Origin of the sequence: Streptomyces sp. NPDC057638, assembly GCF_042800315.1 — a bacterium.
Taxonomy (GTDB): Bacteria; Actinomycetota; Actinomycetes; order Streptomycetales; family Streptomycetaceae; genus Streptomyces.
This window is the reverse complement of sequence record NZ_JBHVHF010000003.1, coordinates 11,044-32,656: the sequence shown is the minus strand read 5'-3', so window position 1 is coordinate 32,656 and position 21,613 is coordinate 11,044. Positions and strand designations below refer to the sequence as shown.

The following is a 21,613-nucleotide window of genomic DNA, read 5'->3' as shown; positions in this document are numbered from 1 at the left end:
GGTGGTGAGGGAGTGAGGGGTTCAGACCTGACGGCCGGGTCCGGCCGCCAGGGGCCTGACGACCTGCGGTCCGGTGTCCGCGTTGGTGAGGACGACCAGACCGCCGCCCGCGGCGAGGCGGGCCGTGGCGACGGCGTGGTAGCCGGTCACCGTGCCGCCGTGCCCGTACTCCGTGTCGGAGCCGGTGGCGTCGACGAGCGAGCCGAGTCCGTAGAGCGAGCCCGGCCCCCAGGCGGCGGCGGTGAGCATCGCCACCGCCGACGGGGGGCTGAGCAGCGCCCCGGGGAGCCCGTGGTGGGCGGCGCGCAGGGCGAGGAGCGCACGGGCCAGGTCACCCGCGGTGCTCCACATCCCGGCGGCCGCGATGTCGGCCCGGTCCTCCCCGGCCCGCCCGGCCGGGCGGCCGTCGCCGTGGTGACCGGCCGCCGCGGTGGCGGGCAGGCGCCCGTAACCGGTGGTGTGCATGGCGAGCGGGTCCAGGACCAGCCGCCGCGAGACCGCGCCGAAGGGTTCGCCCGTCACGTCCTCCACCAGCTGCTGGACGACGGCGTAGTGGGCGTCGGCGCTGCGGAACACCTCCCCGGGGACGTACTCCCGGCGCACCCGCGCGCGCAGCAGCTCCCCGAGGGAGCGCTCCGGCGCCTGGACGTAGCCGGTCAGTCCGGCGTGGTGGCCGAGCAACTGGCGCAGTGTGACCGGTGGTTCGCCGCCGTCGCCGGGGATCCGCCAGCTGGTGAGGCGGTCGTTGACGTCCTCGTCGAGGGCCAGGAGCCCGTCCTCGACGAGCCGGAGCGCCCCGAGCGCGGTGACGAGCTTCGACAGCGACCCGACCCGGAAGGGCGTGTCGGCCGTGACCGGCTCGCTCCGCCCGGACCGCAGCACTCCGTACGCCTCGACGCGGGCCACGCGGCCGTCCTCGATGACGGCCAGCGACACCCCGGGGACGCCGTGCCGCGCCATCAGCCGCTCCACCGTCTCCCGTCGTACGGAGGCGGGGGTCCCGGTGGCCGTCGCCGGGGCGGCGGCCGTCGAGGGGCCGGTGGAGAGCGCCCGCGCCAGCGCCGCGACCGTCGGGTGGCGGTAGAGCGACAGGGCCGAGACCGGCAGACCGCGCTCACGGGCCGCGACGATCAGCCGGGGGATCAGCAGGGAGTGGCCGCCCAGGACGAAGAAGCCGTCGTCGCGGCCGACCCGGTCCACGCCCAGGGTCTGGGCGAAGACGGCCGCCAGGGCCTCCTCGGCCCCCGGGCGCGGGGCGGCGTAGGCGACCGCGCGGGCCGTGGCCGCCGCGTCGGGGACGGGGAGGGCGCGCTGGTCGAGCTTGCCGTTCGGGGTCAGCGGGATCGCCTCCAGCGGGGTGAAGCTGGCGGGGACCATGTACTCCGGCAGCCGGGCCGCGCAGTGCGCGGCCAGCTCCGCCGCCGCCGTACCGGCCGTCGGCTCGCGCGGGACCCAGTACGCCGCCAGCCGGACGTCGCCGGGCCGGTCCTCGCGGGCGGTGACCACGGCCTGACGCACCGCCGGGTGCTCCAGCAGCACGGCGGCACTCTCGCCCGGCTCCACCCGGTAGCCGCGGATCTTGACCTGGTGGTCGGCGCGGCCGAGGAACTCCAGGCTGCCGTCGGGCCGGCGGCGGGCCAGGTCGCCGCTGCGGTAGAGCCGGGCACCGGGCGGACCGAACGGGTCGGGGACGAACCGGTCGGCGGTCAGTCCGGGCCGGCCCAGATAGCCGCGGGCCACCCCGGGGCCGCCCACATGGATCTCCCCGGCGATCCCGAGCGGGACCAGATCGCCCCACGCGTCGAGCAGATGGACCGTCAGATCGCTCAGCGGGCGGCCGATCGCGTTCCCGGCGCCGTCCGCGAAGTCCCGCCGGGTCAGCCGGTGGTAGGTGGAGTGCACGGTGGTCTCGGTGATCCCGTACATGTTCACCAGCGCCGTCCGGCCGAGACCGCACCGGTCGGCCCAGGGCTTCACCTCGCCGATCTCCAGCTTCTCCCCGGCGAACACCACGGCCCGCAGGGCGAGCCGCTCGATCCTCGGGTCGCCGTCGGCGGCGGCCGACACCAGGGACCGGAAGGCGGTCGGGGTCTGGCTGAGGACGGTGATCCCCTCCTCGGCCAGCAGCTCCAGGAAGTCCTCCGGGGAGCGGGTGGTCTCCCGGGGGACGACGACGAGGGTGCCGCCGTGCAGCAGCGCGCCCCACATCTCGAAGACGGAGACGTCGAAGGCGTAGGAGTGGGACATGCTCCACACGTCCGACGCGTCGAAGGCGTAGTGCTCCTGCGCCGTCGTCATCAGCCGGACCACATTGGCGTGGGTGAGCGCCACGCCCTTGGGGCGGCCGGTCGAACCGGAGGTGTAGATGGTGTAGATCAGGTTCTCCGGTACGGCGCGCGGCTCCGGGTCGTGCGCGGGCAGGCCCGCCATACCGGGTACGTCCGCCATGAGGATCCGCTCGCCCTCGTACACCGGCTCCAGCAGCGGGGCCAGTCCCGGGCTGGTGATCAGCAGCCGGGCCCCGGCGTCGGCCGTGATGTGGCCGAGCCGCTCCACGGGGTTGGCCGGGTCGAGCGGCAGATAGGCCGCGCCGGACTTGAGGATCCCCAGCAGCGCCGGGATCAGGTCGATCCCGCGCTCCAGGCAGACGCCGACCAGCTGTTCGGGGCCCGCGCCCTTGGCCCGCAGCAGATGGGCGAGCCGGTTGGCGCGCTCGTTCAGCTCCCGGTAGGTGAGCGTGCCGTCCTGGGCGCGGACGGCGGTGGCGCCGGGCGTCGCCGCCGTCTGGGCCTCGAAGAGCTGGTGGACGAGGTGGGTGACCGGTTCGGCCGCCGGGCCGCTCGACGCGGCGCCCAGGAGCCGTTCGCGTTCGCCCGCCGGGAGGTGGACGGCACGGGCGTCGCCGTCGAGCCCGGCGGCGATGGACTCCAGGACCGAGCGGTACATGCCCGCCAGCCGCTCCGCGTCGGCCTGGCCCAGCAGCCGGGTGTCGGAGTGCAGGACGATCCGGGAGTCGCCGTGCGCCTGCACGGAGAGCCCGAACTCGGTCGGCACCTCACTGACGCCCGCCGCGCTGTCCGCCCGCTCGGTGTGCACCTGGTGGAAGTCCACATAGTTGAAGTGGATGTCGAGCAGGCGGCGGCCGCCGCCCCACTCCCGCTGTATCGCGGGCAGCGGATAGCGGCGGTGGTTCCAGATCTCCGCCTCCCGCGCGAACACCTGGCGCAGCAGCGCGCCCCAGGTGCGGGCCGTGCGGTCGTGCGGGAACGGCAGGGTGTTCAGCACCATGCCGACCAGCCGTTCCGCGCCGGGCACCTCGGGCCGGGTGTGGAAGACGACCCCGGTGTGGAACGCGTCCGCGTTGGTGAGCTGGCTCATCACCTTCAGATGGGCGGCGAGCATCACCGTCTTGAACGGAACCCCGGCCTCGACGGCGCGGGCGCGCAGCCGGTCGGCGAGGCCGTCGAGCGGGATGCGGACGCCGTCCGCGTCGACGGGCCGCGACGGGTCGCCCGCCCACTCGGCGGGCGGCACCAGCGGCGCGTGCCCGGTGGCGACCTCCTGCCAGAAGGCGCGGTCGCCCGCCGACTCCAGGGCCTCCAGCTCGCCCGCGATCACATCCGCGAACCGGGCCGGTGGCGCCGGGTGGGGGGCGGGGGCGCCGTCGTCGCGGATCTCCCGGTAGGCGTCGAGGAGTTCACGCTGGAGGGAGTGCAGACTCCAGCCGTCCAGGATCACATGGGACTGGGTCAGGGTCAGCCACCAGGTGGTGTCGCTCTCCCGGTGCGCGGTGACCCGCAGCAGTGGCGCCGTACTCAGCGGGAACAGGTCGGCGCGCTCGGCCGCGATGAACGCCCGGAAGGCGCGCTCCAGCCCGGTGGGGTCCGTGTCGCGCAGATCGTGGACGGCGACCGGCACCTCGGCGTCGGCGTGCACCACTTGGAGCGGCACCTCGTACCCGGTGATCCACACCGAGGTACGCAGGACGTCGTGCCGGGCGGTGACGGTCCGTACGGCCTCCTGGAGGGCCGGGGCGCTGAAGGGGCCGTCATCGTGGAAGCGCAGGCTGATCACGACGTGGTAGACGCCCTGGCCGGTGTCGGCGAGCTGCTCGGCCACCATCGCGAGCTGTGCCTGTGACAGCGGGTAGGCGTCCACGGCGTCGGCGGGCAGCGCCGCGCGGTCGGCGGCGCCGAGCAGGGCGAACGGCGCGACCGGGGCCGGGGCCGACGCGGTCGCCGGGGTGCCGCGCACCGTGTGGGCGGCGAGCGCCGCGATCGTACGGTGGGTGAACACATCCCGCACCGAGGCCCGGTGGCCCGCCCCGCGCAGCGCCCCCACCAGGGAGACGGCCCGGATGGAGTCACCGCCCGAGTCGAAGAAGTCGTCCTCGACGCCCGGTCCGTCGACCCCCAGGACCTGGGCCCACGCCTCGGCGACGGTGGTCTCCGCCGGGGTACGGGGAGCGATCCGGCCGTCCGGGCCGTCGGCGTCGGCCGCCGGGGCGGGCAGCGCCTTGCGGTCGGCCTTGCCGTTCGGGGTCAGCGGCAGGGCGTCCAGGATCACCAGGGCGGAGGGCACCATCGCGGTGGGCAGGAACGTACCGAGTTCGGCGCGGAGCACGGCCGGGCGCGGCTCGGCACCCGGGGCGGGCACCAGATACGCCACCAGGCGCGGGACGCCCGGGACGTCCTCGCGGACCATGGCGACGGCCGCGGCCACATCGGGGCGTTCGACCAGGAGGGCCTCGATCTCGCCGAGTTCGATCCGCACGCCCCGGATCTTGACCTGGTGGTCGACCCGGCCCAGGAACTCCAGCGTGCCGTCGGCGTTCCAGGCCGCCACGTCGCCCGTGCGGTAGAGCCGGGTCCCGGCCGGACCGAACGGGTCCGGCAGGAACCGTTCGGCGGTCAGCGCGGGCCGGCCGCCATAGCCACGGGTGACGCCGGTCCCGGCCACGTACAGCTCACCCGGCGCGCCGACCGGCACCGGTGCCAGTCTGCGGTCGAGCACATGGAGCCGGGTGTTGCGCACCGGGTGGCCGATGGTGACCCGCAGGCTCCCGACCGGGTCACCGGAGCCGATCCTGGCGTGGGTGACATCGTCGGAGCACTCGGTGGGTCCATAGGCGTTGACGAGCGGGACGCCCGGGAAGCGGGCGAACCAGCGGCGGCAGAGGTCCGGCGGCAGCGCCTCCCCGGTGACCACCATCCAGCGCAGGAACGGCAGATCGAGCACGAGGGCGCCGCTGTCCCAGGCGTCGAGCGCGGCCCGCAGCAGGGACGGCACCACCTCCAGGACACTGGCCCGCTCCTCGGCGGCGCGCGGGAACAGCTCCAGCGGGTCGGCCGCCGTGTCCCGGTCCTCGATATGGACCCGGCCGCCCGAGGCGAGCGGGGCGAGCATCTGCCATACCGAGATGTCGAAGGCGAGCGGGGCGTTGTGGACCACGGTGTCGTGCGGCGTCAGACCGAGATCCTCGATCTTGGCCATCAGATGGTTGCCCATGCCGCCCCGGTGCACCTGGACGCCCTTGGGGCGGCCGGTGGAACCGGAGGTGTAGATGACGTACGCGAGATCGTCCGGGTGCGCCAGCGGCTCGGGGTCGGTGTCGGGCAGGCCGCTCCAGGGGCCGGCGACCGGGTCCGGGCCGGTGCCGGGAGCCGGGTCCGGATCCAGGACGCCGTCGAGCGAGAGGACCGCCGGGTGGCCCTCCGCCGCGGGTCTGTCCGGACCGCCCTCGGTCAGCAGCAGCCGCACCCCGGCGTCCGCGACCAGGAAGCCGAGCCGCTCCGCCGGGTACGCCGGGTCGAGCGGCAGATAGGCGCCACCCGCCTTGAGGACGGCGAGGACCGCGACGACCGTACGGGCCGACCGCTCGGCCCGCAGGCCGACCAGGGTGTCCGGGCCCACACCCAGGGCGCGCAGCCGGTGCGCCAGCCGGTTGGCCCGCGCGTTCAGCTCGCCGTACGTCAGCCGCACCCCGCCCGGACGCCCGGCCGTCAGCGCGGTCCGGCCGGGAGACCGGGCGGCGTACCGGGCGAACTCACGCTCAGGCGCCAGGGACGCGGGCTCGTGGTCCGTGCGGTTCCACGCCGCGAGCCGCTCGCGGTCGGCCGGGGCGAGCGGGACGGCCGCCGGGTCGCCGTCGGGATCGGCGGCCATCCGCTCCAGGACGGCCCGGTACAGCTGGGCGAGCGCGGCGCCGCGCTCGCGGGGAACGACCCCGGTGCGGGTCTTGAGCTTCAGCCCCTCGCCGGAGGTGTTCACCTCCAGATCGAACTCGGTGGCGCCCGCGCCCACCGTGGTGGTGACGTCGACCGTGCCCTCGTCCACGACGTGGAAGTCCTGGTAGTTGAAGATCACGTCGATGAGGCGGTCGCCGCCCGCCTCCCGCTGGATCTCCGGGAGCGGGAAGCGCCGGTGCTCCCACAGGGCGCCCTCCCGGGCGAAGACCGCGCCGACCAGCTCCCGCCAGGTGCGGGCGGTCCCCTCGTACGGGAAGGGGAGGGTGTTGACATACATTCCGTACACCCGGTCGGCGCCGATGGCCTCGGGGCGGGTGTCGCAGACCAGACCGGTGTGGAAGGTCTCCGCGTCGGTGAGCCGGGCCAGGACCGTCAGATGCGCGGCGAGCAGCACGCTCTTGAAGGAGGCACCGGCGGCCGAGGCCAGGGCGCGCAGCGACGGTTCCAGGTCGCGCAGCGGCACCGACAGGTCGTAGGCCTCATCCGCTGCGGACGCTGCGGACGCTGGGGACGCGGACGCCTGCCAGACCACCGGCAGCGTGAACCGGGAGTGGCGGGAGACGGTGTCCCGCCAGAACGCGCGGTCCCGCTCCGAGGCGAGCGCCGCCAGCTCCGCCGCCACGGTGTCGGCGAACCGGACCGAGGCGGGGGGCGGCGCGCCCGGCTCGCGGCCGTCCCGCAGCGCCCTGTAGGCGTCGATGAGTTCCATCAGCATCGCGTGCTGGCTCCAGCCCTCGGTCACGGCGTGGGACTGGGTGAGCCCCAGCCACCAGCCGTCCTCCCCCGTCCGCTCGGGGTGGGCGCTGACCCGCCACAGCGGACCGCCGTCCTCCAGGTCGAAGGGTGTGGCGCGCTCCTCGGCGAGGAAGGACTCCAGCGCCTCCCGCCGCGCCGCGCCCGCGACCGGCTCGCGCACGGTCACCTCCACCTCCGCCGTGGTGTGGACGAGCTGCACCGGTACGGAGCAGGAGGTCAGGTCGAAGGAGGTGCGCAGCACGTCGTGGCGGGCCGCGACCACGGCCGTCGCGCGCCGCAGGGCGGCCGGGTCGAACTCCGCGGTGTCGCGGACCCGGTAGAGCGCGGCGTGGTGGTAGGCCGGGCCGCCGCCCTGGCCCGGGGCCGGCCCGGCGAGCATCTCCACGACCATGCCGGTCTGCACCTGGGTCATCGGATACGCGTCGTCGAGTGCGGCGGGCAGCGCCGCCCGGTCCGCCTCCGACAGCAGGGCGAACGGCGCCACCCGCCCCTCGGGCGCGGCCGGGGCGGTCCGGCCGCTGATCAGCTCGGCGATCCCGGCGATCGTGCGCCGGGCGAACAGATCCCGTACGGAGACATCGAATCCGGCCGCGCGGACCGCGCCGATCAGGGCGACCGCGCGGATGGAGTCGCCGCCCAGGTCGAAGAAGCCGTCCTCGACACCGAGGCGCTGGGGCTCCAGGGCGAGCACCTCGGCCCAGATCTCCGCCAGCCGTGCCTCGACCGGGGTCCGGGGGGCGGTGCCCCCCATGGCGCCGATCGCCCGGTCGCGGGCGGCGGGCGCCGGAAGCGCGTCCCGGTCGAGCTTGCCGTTGCCGCTGAGCGGGATCCGTTCCAGCGCCACACAGGCCGCGGGCAGCATGTACTCGGGCAGCTCCCGCGCGAGGTGGTCGCGGAGTTCGGCGGCGGGTGGCAGAGACGCGCCGCTGGGCACCGCGTACGCGACGATCTCGCGTGCGCCGGGAGTGTCCTCGCGGACCACCGCCCTGGCCTGGGCGACGCCCGGGTGGGTGGCCAGCCGCTTCTCGATCTCGCCGAGTTCGACGCGGTAGCCGCGCAGCTTGATCTGCTGGTCGGCGCGGCCCAGATGGTCCAGGGTCCCGTCGGCGAGCCGCCGCACCACGTCCCCGGTCCGGTAGAGCCGGGAGCCGGGCGGGCCGAACGGGTCGGGGACGAACCGGTCGGCGGTCAGCGCCGGGTGGCCCGGATAGCCGTGGGCGAGGCCCGCGCCGCCGACGAGGAGCTCGCCCGGCACGCCCGTGGCGACGGGCCGCAGCGCGGCGTCGACGACATACGCGCGGTCGCGCGGGACCGGGGTGCCGATCGGCACGGAGGCCGCGCCGGGGGCGAGGGCGGCGATGTGGTGGGTGGTGGAGAAGGTGGTGTTCTCGGTCGGCCCGTAGCCGTTGAGGAGGCGGCCGGGCGCGCCGCCCGCGAGGACCGCGCGGACCGTGACCGGGTCCAGGGCCTCGCCGCCGACGAGGACGGTGCCGACCGTGGCGACGGCGTCCGGGACCCGCGTCACGGTGTGGTCGAAGAGCGAGGCGGTCTGCCACAGATGGGTGACGCCGTGGGCGCGCAGCGCGGTGGACAGGGCCCGGGGCTCCAGGGCGGTCTCGCGGTCGAGGACCACGACCCGGCCGCCGTTCAGGAGCGGCCCCCACAGTTCGAGGGTGGCGGCGTCGAAGGAGATGGAGCTGGCGTGGGCGAACCGGGTGCGGGCGTCGAGCGCCAGGTGGGGGGCGTCCCGTACCAGCCGGACCACGGCCCGGTGCGGGACGGCGACGGCCTTGGGGGTGCCGGTGGAGCCCGAGGTGTACATCACGTACGCCGGGTGCTCGGGTCCCGCCGGGACGCCGGGCCGTCCGGCGGCGGGCACCGGGAGGGTGTCCGCGCACAGCACCGGACCCGTCCAGCCGGGCACCCGGTCCGCCAGCCCGGAGGTGGTGACCAGGGCGGTGGCGCCCGCGTCGGCGGCCATGAAGGCCAGTCGCCGCGCCGGGTACTCGGGGTCCAGCGGCAGATAGGCCGCGCCCGCCTTGAGGACGCCGAGGAGGACGGCGACCAGGGCGGCGGAACGCTCCAGGCAGACGCCGACGACGGCGCCCGGCACGACCCCGGCACCGGTCAGGGCGTCGGCGACGGCGGTGGCGCGGGCGTCCAGCTGGGCGTAGGTGAGGGCGGAGCGGGTGGACCCGGCCTCCGCGCGCCCCGCTTTCGCGGGACCGGCCTGCCCGGTGGGCCTGCCGGGGGCATCGAGCCGGTCGGGGCCGGTCGGTCCGCCCGGATCGTTCACGGCCGGGGTGGTGGTGCCCGGGGTGGGCCCGGCGGGGCCGCTCGGATCGCCCGCGGCCGGGGTGGTGGTGCGCGGGGTGGGCCCGGCGGGGTGGTCCTCGGTCAGGGCGAGGGCGTCCGGGGTCGCGGCGGCGCGCTCCTCGAACGTGCCGTGGACGGTGGTGACGGGAGCCGGGGCGGCCGTGGCCGCGCCGCTGAACACCCGTATCTCGCGGTCCCGTTCCCCCGGCGGCAGATGGTGGTCCGCGCGGGCCGGTCCGTCGGCGCCGGTCGCGGCCATCGACTCCAGGACCGAGCGGTACATGGCCGCCATCACCTCGGCGCGGCCCTGTGTCAGGGAGTGGGTGTCGGAGCGCAGGCTGACCACTCCGGCGAGGGTGGTGACCCAGAGCGAGAACTCGGTGGAGCCGCTGTTGATGCCGTTGCCCTCGTCCACCGCGCTGTCATGACCGGTGGCCCCGAAGTCGAGATGGGCGTAGAAGACGTCGAGGAGACGGCGCCCGCCGCCCCACTCGCTCTGGATCGCGGGCATCGGGTAGGTCCGGTGCGGCCAGTCCCCGGTCTCCTGGGCGAAGACCCGCCGGACCAGCTCGCCCCAGGTGGCCGGGGCCGGTTCCGAGGGGAACGGCAGGGTGTTGAGGTACATGCCGAGCAGCTGGTCCGCGCCGGGGGCTTCGGGGCGGGTGTGGCCGACGACCCCGGTGAAGAACGTCTCCTCGTCGGTGAGCCGGTCCAGGACCGTGAGATGGGCGGCGAGCAGCACGCTCTTCAGCGACACCCCGGCGGTGGCGGCCAGGACGCGCAGCCCCGGGACGAGATCGCTGTACGAGCAGCCGGCCGCCACCGGAACGGCGGGGGCCGAGGTGTCACCGGCCCAGGCCCGCGGCAGCGCGAAGCCACCGCGTCCGGCGACGACGGACGCCCAGTGGGCGCGGTCCTCCGCCGAGTCGAGCGCGGCGCGCTCGGCGGCGATGGCGTCGGCGTAGCGCAGCGCGGGCGGCCCGGTGGTGGCGGACGGCTCCTCGCCGTCCCGCAGCGCCCGGTAGCGGTCCACGAGTTCGGCGAGCAGGGCGTGGTAGCTCCAGCCCTCCAGGATCGCGTGGTGCATGGTGAAGGAGCAGCGCCAGGAGTCCTCGCCCTGGAGATGGACGTGGACGCGCAGCAGTGGCCGGTCCGACGCCAGGTCGAAGGGGGCGGCGCGCTCGGCGGCGGTGAACGCGGCCAGCGCCTGGCGGCGGCCGTCCTCGTCCAGCCCGGAGAGATCGGTCAGCCCGCAGGGGACGGCGGGCTCGGCGGCCACCAGCTGGAGCGGCACCGTGTACGTGGTCAGGTCGACGGAGGTGCGCAGCACGTCATGGCGGACCACGACCCGGCGCAGCGCCTCCCGGAACACGGCGGGGTCGAACGGCCGCTCGTCGCGCAGCAGGAACGAGATGACGTTGTGGTAGTGGCGCGGCCCGTCGCCGGTCATGCTCTCGACGACCATGCCGAGCTGGTTGAGCGAGAGCGGATAGGCGTCGGCGAGCCCCGGGGGCAGGGCCGCCCGGTCCGCCTCGGTCAGCTGGGCGAACGGGGCGACGGCGGGGGCGGGCGCGGTCGGCGCGGACCGGCCGGTGAGCCGTTCGCAGAGCGCGGCGACCGTCCGGCTCTCGAAGACGTGCCGGACGGTGACGTCGTACCCGGCCGCGCGCAGCGCGCCCACCAGGCCGATGGCCTTGATCGAGTCGCCGCCCAGGTCGAAGAAGCCGTCCAGGACGCCGACGCTCCCGGTGCCGAGGACGGTGGCCCACACGGCGGCCACCTTCTCCTCCGTGGCGGTGCGCGGGGCGGTGGGGCCGGTGGCCCGCGCCGCGGGCGGCTCGGGCACAGCCGGACCGGCGGCCGGTCCCGGGGTGTGCGCCCGCTCCCCGAGCAGCAGGGCGCGCTCCGGCGCGGGCAGCAGCTCGGCCCGCGCGTCCCCCTCGGGGTCGGCGGCCATCGCGGTGAGCACCGCCCGGTACAGGGCGGCCAGCCGGTCGAGGGCGTCCTCGTCGAGGGCCTGGCGGGACGCGGTGAGGAAGACGCGGCCCGCCCGTGCGGAGACGGTCAGCGGGAACTCGGTGGGACTGTCGTCCAGTCCCTGGGCCAGGTCGACCAGGTCGGCGTCGACCTGCCGGAAGTCCTGGTAGTTGAAGAACACCTCCAGCAGCCGCCCGCCGCCGCCCCACGCGCTCTGGATCGCGGGCAGCGGGAACCGGCGGTGCGCCCACAGGGCGGCCTCGCGGTCGAAGACCTGGCGGACCAGCTCCCGCCAGGTGCCCGCGGCGCGGTCCATGACGAACGGCAGGGTGTTGAGGTACATGCCGAGGACGCGGTCCGCCCCGACGGCCTCCGGGCGGGCGTCGCAGACCAGCCCGGAGTGGAAGGACTCCTCCTCGGTGACCCGCGCCAGCACGCTCAGATGCGCGGCGAGCAGGACGCTCTTGAGGGAGCCGCCCGCCTTCTGGGCCAGGCTCCTCAGGGCGGGCTCCAGGTCCCGCCAGTCGGTGGTCCGCAGCACGGTCCCGGCCGGTCCGTCCGCCGCCGGACGCCAGGACGCGGGCAGGGTGAACCGGGGGTGGGAGGTGACGACGCGCTCCCAGTAGGCGCGGTCCTCCGCGCTCTCCAGGGCGGCCAGCTCCCCGGCGATGAAGTCGGCGAACCGCAGGCCGGGCGCGGTGAAGGGCTCCACCGCGTGTCCGTCGCGCACCGCCCGGTAGACGGTGAGCAGTTCCATCAGCAGCGAGTGGTGACTCCATCCCTCCAGCAGCGGATGGCACTCGGTGATGGACAGCCACCAGCCGCCGTCCCCGGTGACATGGGCGAAGAACCGCATCAGCGACGGGGTGGTGAGGTCGAAGAGCCGGGCCCGTTCCCGCGCGCTGTGGGCGAGCAGCTCCGCCCGTACCTCCTCGGCACCCCACCCGGTCAGGTCCTGGTGGCCGAGGGGGAGTTCGGCGTGGGTGTGCACGATCTGGAGCGGGACGCCGTAGCGGTCGAGGTCCATGGAGGTGCGCAGCGCCTCGTGGCGCGCGGTGACGATCCGGCCCGCCTCGGCCATCGCCGCCGGGTCGTAGGGCTGTTCGTCGCGGATACGGAACGCGGAGACGTTGTGGTAGAGGTTGCGCCCGCCGTCGCCGGTCAGCATCTCGATCAGCATGCCGAGCTGGTTCTGGGAGAGCGGGTAGGCGTCGGTGGCGTCGGCGGGCAGCAGTGCCCGGTCGGCCGCGCCGATCAGGGCGAAGGGCTCGGTCCGGGTCTCGGCCGGGGCGGCGGTCCGGCCGGTGACGAGTTCGGCGATCCGGGCGACCGTACGGTGGTCGAAGACATCGCGGACGGCGATGTCGAAGCCCGCCGCGCGCAACGTGCCGACCAGGGCGACGGCGCGCATGGAGTCGCCGCCGCGCTCGAAGAAGTCGGCGTGCACCCCGGCGGGGCCGCCGCCCAGGACCCGCGACCAGACCTCCGCGATCCGCTCCTCGGTGGGGGTGCGGGGGGCGGTGGTGTCCAGACCGGTGGCGGCGTCGGCGCCGGGCGCGGGCAGCGCCCGCTGGTCCAGCTTGCCGTTGGTGGTCAGCGGTACGGAGGCGAGGACCACGATCGCGGCCGGGACCATGTAGGCGGGCAGCGAGCGGGCCAGCGCGGTCCGCAGCGCGCGGATGTCGATCCCGCCGGGGACCTCGCTCCCGCCTGGGGCCTCGGGGACGACATAGCCGATCAGCCTGCGGTCGCCGGCCGTGTCCTCGCGGACGGTGACGACGGCCTGTCGCACACCGTCGAGGGCGGCCAGGGCCGACTCGATCTCGCCCAGCTCGATCCGGTAGCCGCGGATCTTGACCTGGTGGTCGGCGCGGCCGAGGAACTCCAGACCGCCGTCGGGCCGCCGCCGGGCCAGATCGCCACTGCGGTACGCGCGGGCCCCGGCCGGACCGTACGGGTCGGGGACGAACCGGTCGGCGGTCAGCGCGGGCCGCCCGAGGTAGCCACGGGCGACGCCGGGGCCGGTGACGTGGATCTCGCCCGGCACACCGACCGGCACGAGCCGCCCGGCCGGGTCGAGCAGCCGGATCCGCAGATCGCCCAGGGGCGCCCCGACCCGGTTGGGGGCGGCGCGGTCCAGGTCGGCGGCGGTGACCCGGTAGAAGGTGGAGTGGACCGTGGTCTCGGTGATCCCGTACATGTTGATCAGGGCGGGCGCGTCGAGGCCCATCCGGTCGGTCCACGGCCGTACCTCGGCGACCTCCAGCCGCTCGCCCGCGAACACCACGTACCGCAGCCTCAGTCGGTCGACGCGCGGGTCGCCGTCGGCGGCGGCCGCGGTGAGCGCGCGGAAGGCCGTCGGGGTCTGGCTGAGCACGGTGACGCCGGTGCCGGTGAGGAGCGCCAGGAAGTCGTCGGGGGAGCGGGCCACCTCGTGCGGGACGACGACGAGGGTGCCGCCGTGCAGCAGCGCGCCCCACATCTCGAAGACGGAGACGTCGAAGGCGTAGGAGTGGGCCATGCTCCACACGTCCGACGCGTCGAAGGCGTAGTGCTCCTGCGCCGTCGTCATCAGCCGGACCACGTTGGTGTGGGTGAGCGCGACGCCCTTGGGGCGGCCGGTCGAACCCGAGGTGTAGATGGTGTAGATCAGGTTGTCCGGGGTCGCGGACGGCTCCGGCCGGTGGGCGGGCGCGGCGGCGACGGCGGCGGCGACGCCGACGCCGATGGTCCCGTCGCCCGGGACTTCCTCGCTGCCCGGGACTGCTCCGCCCGGGACTGCTCCGCCCGGGATGTCCTCGCCGTCCAGGACGAGGAGCGGTCCCTCATGCACCCCGTCCAGCGTGGCGGCGAGCGCGGCGCTGGTGATGACGAGCCGGGCCCCGGCGTCGGACACCACATACGCCAGCCGGTCGGCGGGGTTGGCCGGGTCGAGCGGCAGATAGGCCGCGCCGGACTTCAGGATCCCGAGCAGCGCGGGCAGCAGCAGCGGGCCGCGTTCCAGGCAGAGGCCGACCAGCTGTTCCGGGCCGGTGCCGAGGGCGCGCAGATGGTGGGCGATCCGGTTGGCCCGCTCGTCCAGCTCCCGGTAGGTCAGGGTCTCGGTCCCGGCGATGACGGCGGTGGCGTCCGGGGTCCGGTCGGCCTGCCGCTCGAACAGCTCGTGGACGCAAGAGGTCACCGGATCCCCGGTACTCCCCTCCGCCGCGGCCTCGGTCACCAGCGCGTACTCGGCCGGGTCGAGGAGTTCCAGCGCGCCGACGGGGAGTTCCGGGCGGCGCAGGGCGTCATCGAGGAGCCGGGCGAAGTGCCGGGCCATCCGGTTCACGGTCGTCGCGTCGAAGAGCGCGGTGGCGTACTGGAGGTCGGCGTCGAACCCGCCGTCGGCGCGCTCGCTCACCCGGAGCGACAGCTCGTTCTTGGAGATCCCGTCGCTCTCCAGGAACGGCTCCGCCCGCAGCCCCGGCAGGTCGAACGCGGCCAGTCGCTCCTCGTGCAGGGTGAAGCCCACCTGGTACAGCGGGTTGCGCGACAGGTCGCGCTGTGGCTGGAGCTCGTCCGCGAGGAGGGCGAAGGGCACGTCCTGGTGGTCGAAGGAGTCGAGGAGGGTGGCGCGGGCCCGGTCCAGCAGCTCGGCGAAGCTCGCCCCGGCCGTCCACCGGGCGCGCAGCACCAGGGAGTTGATGCCATAGCCGATCAGCCCCTGGAGCTCCGGCCGGGTCCGCCCGGAGACCACGGTGCCCACAGGCACGTCGGTACGTCCGGTGTAGCGCGCCACCAGCACCTGGAAGGCCGTCAGCAGCACGGCGAAGGGCGTCGTCCCCTGGGCGAGGGCCAGGGCCCGCACCCGGTCGCCGGTGCCCTCGGGCAGCGGGCAGGGCACCTCGGCGCCCCGGTGGTCGCGGACGGCGGGCCGCGGCCGGTCGGTGGGCAGCTCCACCGGTTCGATCCCGGCGAGCCGCCGCCGCCAGTGGTCGAGCTGGCGTTCCAGCCGGGCCCCGGTCAGCTCCGCCCGCTGCCAGGCGGCGTAGTCGGCGAACTGGAGCGAGGGCGGGGGCAGATCGGCCGTGCGCCCCTGGGTGTGCGCCGCGTAGAGGGCGGACAGCTCGGTGGCGAAGAGCCGGGTCGACCAGGCGTCGCACGCGATGTGGTGGAAGACGACGGCCAGGACGTGGTCGTCGTCGGCCAGCCGCAGCAGACGGCCGCGCACCGGCAGGTCCCGGGTCAGGTCGAAGGGTGTCGCCAGCTCGGCGGCGAGGGCCGCGCGCGCCCGGCGCTCGACCGCCGCCGGACCTCCGGCCCCGCCCCGGTCTTCCGGACCGCTCCGCTGCCGATGACCGCCCTGCCTGTCCTGTCTGTCCTGACTGCCCTGCCCGTCCTGACTGCCCTGGCCGTCCTGGCCGTCCTGCCCGTCCTGACTGCCCTGACCGTCCTGCCCGTCTCGGCCGTCCTGGCCGCCACCATCCGCCCCGAGGTCCCGCAGATCCTGGAGCGGCAGCCCGCCCGGACGCGCCGCCTCGACGATCTGCACCGGCTCGTCGCCGTCCAGCGCGTAGCGGGTGCGCAGGATCTCATGGCGGGCGCGTACCTCGTCGTACGCCCGTTCCAGCGCCGCCCGGTCCAGACGGCCGCGCAGCCGCAGCACCAGCGGCACCAGGTACTCGGTGCTCTCCGGCTCCAGCCGGTTCAGGAACCACATCTGCTGCTGGCCGGGCGAGAGCCGCAGTGGTGCGGACCGGTCCGCCGCGGGGATGCCCCGGCGGCCCCGCGCCGGTCCGCGGTCGCCCGCGAGCCTGCGCCGCAGCAGTTCTTCGCGCGCGTCCGCGCCGATCGTCGTCCGCCGTGCCCCGTGGTCGATGGTCATGCCTGCCGCTCCTTGTCGAAAAGCTCGTCGATCTGGGCGCGTATCGCTTGCTCGACCGCCTGTGCCTGGCCCGCCACGGTCGGGTGTTCGAAGACCACGCGGACGGGCAGCGGGATGTCGAACGCCTCCTGGAGTCCGGCGATCAGACGGATGGCGAGGATGGAGTTGCCGCCGCTGCGGAAGAAGTGGTCCTGCGGCCCGGCCTCGCGGCCGAGGACGTCCCGCCAGATCCCGGCGACGCGTTGTTCCGCGACGCCCCACTCGGCGGCCTGGCCCGCGTCCGGCGGACCGGCCGCCGGATCGGGCAGGGCCGACCGGTCGAGCTTGCCGTTGGCGTTCAGCGGGAGCTCCGGTACGGCGAGGAGCACGGGCGGGATCATGTACTCGGGCAGCTGCCGGGCGCAGTGGGCCCGCAGCTCCTCGGCGGTCGGCGGGCGCCCGTCGTCCGAGGCCACCGTGTAGGCGGCCAGGGTGAGTTCGCCGGAGGGGGCCCGGTGGGTGACGGCCACGGCGTCGCGCAGCCCGGGGTGGGAGACGAGGACGGCCCGGATCTCGCCGAGTTCGACCCGGTGGCCGCGGAGTTTGACCTGGTCGTCGCCCCGGCCGAGGAAGTCCACGGCGCCGTCGGGCCGCCGCCGCACCAGGTCCCCGGTGCGGTAGAGCCGGGCGCCCGCCGGTCCGTACGGGTCGGGCACGAAGCGGTCGGCGGTCAGGGCCGGGCGGCCCAGGTAGCCGCGTGCCACCCCGGTGCCGCCGACGTGGAGTTCGCCGGTCGCGCCCAGGGGCACCTCGCGCAGGGCGGGATCGAGGACCCGCATCACCATCCCGGGCAGCGGGGAGCCGATGGGGACGACACCGTCCGGGACGGGCGCGGTCAGCGGATGGACACAGGTGCCCACGGACGCCTCGGTCGGCCCGTACTCGTTGATGAGCCCGCCGGGGCCCAGGAGCCGGGCCCAGCGGTCCGCGAGCGCGCCCTGGAGCGCCTCGCCCGCGACGACGACGGTCCGGGCGAGCCCGGCGGCCTCCTCGTCGTCGAGCTGGTGGGCGAGGATCTCCAGATGCCCGGGGGTCAGCTTCAGGAAGCTGTACGGTCCGCCGTCGGCGAGCCGCTTGCCGAGCTCGGCCAGATCCAGGTCCGCCGGGAGCAGGTGCACGCTCTGCCCGCGGGTCAGGGGCGCCCACAGATTCGGTACGACGAGGTCGAAGGCGACCGAGGAGAACACGGCGCTGCCGCCGTCGCCCGCCCCGGCCAGGGTCCGCGCGGCCCAGGCGAGGTGGTGGGCGAGGCCCCGGTGGGGGACGCCGACACCCTTGGGGGTGCCCGTGGAGCCCGAGGTGAAGATCGTGTAGGCGAGCCGGGACGCGTCTGCGGGGGCTGCGGGCTCTGCGGGGGCGCGGGACGGCAGGCCCGCGATCAGCTCCCGTTCGGCGTCGAGGTCGACCACCGTACGGGCGCCGCCGTCGAGGCGCGCGGTGAGCGCGCGTTGCGTCACGACGACGGCGGCCCCGGCCGCGTCCAGCATCGCGGCGATCCGCCCGGCCGGGAACGCCGGGTCGAGCGGCAGATAGGCGGCGCCCGCCCGCCAGACGCCCAGAAGCGCGGCGTGCAGGTCCGGGCCCCGCTCCAGCAGGACGCCGACGACCGACTCCGGTACCGCGCCCAGGTCCCGCAGCCGGTGCGCGATCCGGTTGGCGCGGGCGTCGAGTTCGGCGTATGTGAGGGTGAAGTCGTCGCCGCGCACGGCGGTCGCCCCGGGCGTACGGGCGGTCTGGGCGGCGATCAGCTCGGGCACGGTCGGGCCCTCGGGGAGCGCGGGGGCGCCGCTCCGGCGCGCCAGGTCGGCCCGCTCCCGCTCGTCCATGAGCTCCACGGCGTCGAGCCGGATCCCGGGGTCGGCGGCGACGGCCGCGAGGACCCGGGTGAAGTGCCCGGCCAGCCGCTCGACGGTGGCCGCGTCGAAGAGCGAGGTGGCGTACTCGAAGGCACCGAAGAGGGAACCGGCCGGGCCGGGCCGCATCATCAGCGTCAGATCGGTGTGGGCGATATGCCAGGACGCCTTCAGGTCCCGGACACCGGCCTCATCCGAGGCGGCGGGCACCGGGCCGTTGAACTCCTCGCCGTGCAGGTCGAACGCGACCTGGTAGAGCGGGGTGCGGGAGAGGTCCCGGTCCGGGACCAGCTCGTCCACCAGCCGCTCGAAGGGCAGCTCGGGCTGGGCGAACGCCTCCTTGGCAGTCCGGGCGACCACGCCGAGGGCCCGGGTGAAGGTGAGCGGTCCGGCCAGCCGGCAGCGCAGCACCAGGCTGTTCAGGAAGAAGCCGACGACCCCGTCGAGTTCGGGCAGTCCGCGCCCGGCCACCGGGGTGCCGATGGAGAGGTCCCACTGGCCGCCGTGCCGGGCGAGGACGGTCGCGTACGCGGTCAGCAGGGTCATGAAGGGGGTGGCGCCGTGCCGCTTGCCGAGCGCGGTGAGCGCCTCGGCGACCCCGGCGGGAACCTCGAAGAGGACGGCGGCGCCCTTCCCGTCGCGGACCGCCGGACGCGGCCGGTCGGTGGGCAGCGCGGACGCGGGCGCCCCCGCCAGCCGGTCGCGCCAGTGCGCCAGGCGTGGCGCGAGGGCCGCCTCCGTGAGCCGCTCCCGCTGCCAGACGGCGTAGTCGGCGTAGCCGATCGGCAGGGCGGGCAGCGGGCACTCCTCACCGCGTACGGCGGCGGCCACCAGGAGGGCGAACTCGCGCTCCAGGACGCCGCTGGACCAGCCGTCGGTGGTGATGTGGTGCAGGGCCAGACCGAGCAGCCGGCCGCCGTCGTCGTCGGCGCGGACGAGGAGGGCGCGCAGCAGCGGTCCGCGCTCCAGGTCGAAGCCCTCGGCCCGGTCGGCGGCGAGCAGCCCGGCGACCTCCGCGCGCGGGGCCGTGGCGGTACGCACCTCCACCCGGGTGGTCGGGTCGATGATCTGGGCGGGCTCGCCGTCGACGGTCACATACCGCGTCCGCAGGCTCTCGTGGCGGGCGATCAGCGCGTCGAGGGCCCGCTGGACATGGTCGCGTCCGGCGTCGGCGGGCACGTCGAAGACCGCCCAGGAGAGCCAGTCGGTCCGGCCGGGGGCGAGCCGGTCGAGGAACCACAGACCGCGCTGGCCGTGGGAGAGCGGCAGCGGCCCGCCGCGCCCCACCGGCCGGGGCCCGGCCTCCGCCGCCGGTTCCAGCAGCAGCGCCTGCCCGGCGACGGTGGTGACGGTGAACAGCCGGCGCAGCTGGACATCCCGGCCGGAGGCGGCGCGCAGCCGGGCGGCGAGCCGGGTCAGTTGCAGGGAGGTGCCGCCGAGGCGGAAGAAGTCGTCGCCGGGGCCGACCGCGTCGAGGCCGAGGACGTCCCGCCAGACGGAGGCCACCAGTTCCTCGGCGGCGGTGCCGGGGCCGCCGTGCCGCTCGCCGGGGGCGGGCAGCGCCCGCCGGTCCACCTTGCCGCTGCTGGTCAGCGGGAAGTCGGCCAGCTCGACGACGACACCGGGGACATGGGTCGCGGGCAGCCGCTCCTGGAGGAAGCCGCGCAGGTCGGGGAGGTCGGCGCCGTCGCGCGGCCGGACGTATCCGGCGAGCCGCTTCGTCCCGTCGGGCAGGGCGTACGCGGTCACGACCGCGCCCGCGACCGCGGGGTGGGCGGTCAGCTGGGCCTCGATCTCGCCCGGCTCGATCCGTACGCCGTTGATCTTGACCTGGTCGTCCAGGCGGCCCAGGAACTCCAGCACGCCGTCGGCGCGCCAGCGGACCCGGTCGCCGGTCCGGTACAGCCGCGAGCCGTCCTTCGCGTACGGGTCGGGGACGAAGCGGTCCGCGGTCAGGCCCGGCCGCCCGGCGTAGCCACGGGCCACGGCCACACCGCCGATGTGCAGTTCGCCGGGGGTGCCGACGCCGACGGGGTGTCCGGCGGCGTCGGCGACCAGGACCCGGACGCCGTCCAGGGGGCGGCCGATGGGGACCGGCCCCGAGGTCTGCGCCGGGTCGAAGCGGTGGGCGGTGGCGTCGATGGAGCACTCGGTGGGTCCGTACGTGTTCCACAGCTCGGCGCCGGACAGCCGCCGCAGCCGCTGCGCCAGCTCGGCGTGGAGGGGCTCCCCCGCGCAGGTGACGGCGCGCAGCCGGGCGCAGCGCTCCCAGCCGTCCTCCTCCACGAGCATCCGCAGCACCGACGGGACGACCTGGACCACGGTCACCCCGCCGTCCCCGAGCGCCCGGACCAGCGCGGCCGGGTCGCGCTCGGCGCCGGGTGGGGCGATGACGACGGTGCCGCCGCTGACGAGCGGGGCGAAGATCTCCCAGCAGTGCGCGTCGAAGGTGGGCGCGGTCTTGGCGAGGACCCGGTCGCCGTCGGTGAGCTTGAGGCTCCGGACGGCCCAGCCGATCCGGTTGCCGATGCCCGCGTGGGTGACGGTGACGCCCTTGGGCTCCCCGGTGGAGCCCGAGGTGTACAGCACGTAGGCGGCGCAGGCGGGGGCGACGGCCGGGTCGGGGGCGTGGGCGGGCAGGGCGGCAAGACGCTCCCCGAGATCGGCCGGGACGACCGGCAGGGCCCCGGCGGCGCGCACGGTGTCCGCCGTCCCGCCCGAGGTGATGACCGCCGCGGCGCCCGTGTCCTCGATGAGCCAGGCGAGCCGGGCGGGCGGCTGCTCCGGGTCGAGCGGCACATAGGCGGCGCCCGCCTTCCAGACCGCGAGCAGCGCGATCACCAGGTCGGCGCCGCGCGGCAGGCAGACGGCGACCGGGACGTCGGGCCCGGCGCCGAGCCCGCGCAGATGGTGGGCGAGCCGGTTGGCGGCGCGGTCCAGCTCCGCGTAGCCGACGGTCCGCGGGCCGTCGAGGACGGCGACCGCTCCCGGGGTCCGCCCGGCCCGCGCCGCGACGAGGTGGTGGGTGAGAGGGATCTCGTCGGGCGAGTATCCCGTCCGTAGTGCGGACATGGCGGTGGCACTCCTAGGTCGTGTCGTCAAAATCCCGTCTGCGGTGCGACGCCTCGCACGCACTCTCCCCCTGGGCCCAGGGCCCGGGAGGTGCCCCCACCTGGGCCTACGGCCCGGGAGGTGCCCCCACGCTGCGTTGTCGTCAGTCGCCGATGGTCCCCTGGGCCTAGCGGCCTGGGTGGCGGTGCCCCTGGGCGGAGCCTGGGGGCACCCCCACCGCATGGACTCCCTCCTCCGCCTTGCATCTGCACGCGCCATGCGCCGCACCGCCCGTCCTCCGGGCGGACGACGCTCTTGTGACGACACTCCCGAGTGGGATCGCCGGGCGGGCCCCGGGGAAGCGGTGTGGTCATGTCGGGTCGGGTGTGGGCGGTAGGGGTGGCGTGGGGGAGCGTGCGGGGTGTGTGCGGTTCCGGCGGCCGTACGGACGGCTCGGGGGAGGGCCGTGGGCCGGTACGGCCGCCGGGGGTGCCGGTCCCCGCCGGGCC

The 21,613-nt window shown here is 75.7% G+C and carries 2 protein-coding genes; both read right to left on the bottom strand.

Annotation, left to right across the window (positions count from 1 at the left end; all coding sequences use genetic code 11):
- Positions 1 to 21 precede the first annotated feature (21 nt).
- A complete protein-coding gene (locus ACFVIM_RS00915) occupies positions 22 to 16,161 on the bottom strand; it encodes an amino acid adenylation domain-containing protein (RefSeq protein ID WP_384297043.1) in 16,140 nt (5,379 codons plus the stop codon).
- On the bottom strand, positions 16,158 to 21,125 hold the full coding sequence (locus ACFVIM_RS00910) for an amino acid adenylation domain-containing protein (protein WP_384297042.1): 4,968 nt from the start codon (positions 21,123 to 21,125) through the stop codon (positions 16,158 to 16,160). The genes ACFVIM_RS00915 and ACFVIM_RS00910 overlap by 4 nt, the downstream gene beginning before the upstream one ends.
- Positions 21,126 to 21,613: the final 488 nt, after the last annotated feature.

What these genes read in the sequence shown, in the direction of transcription:
- ACFVIM_RS00915 (WP_384297043.1), bottom strand. Translation starts at nt 16,161, where the DNA reads ATGACCATCGACCACGGGGCACGGCGGACGACGATCGGCGCGGACGCG.
- ACFVIM_RS00910 (WP_384297042.1), bottom strand. Translation starts at nt 21,125, where the DNA reads ATGTCCGCACTACGGACGGGATACTCGCCCGACGAGATCCCTCTCACC.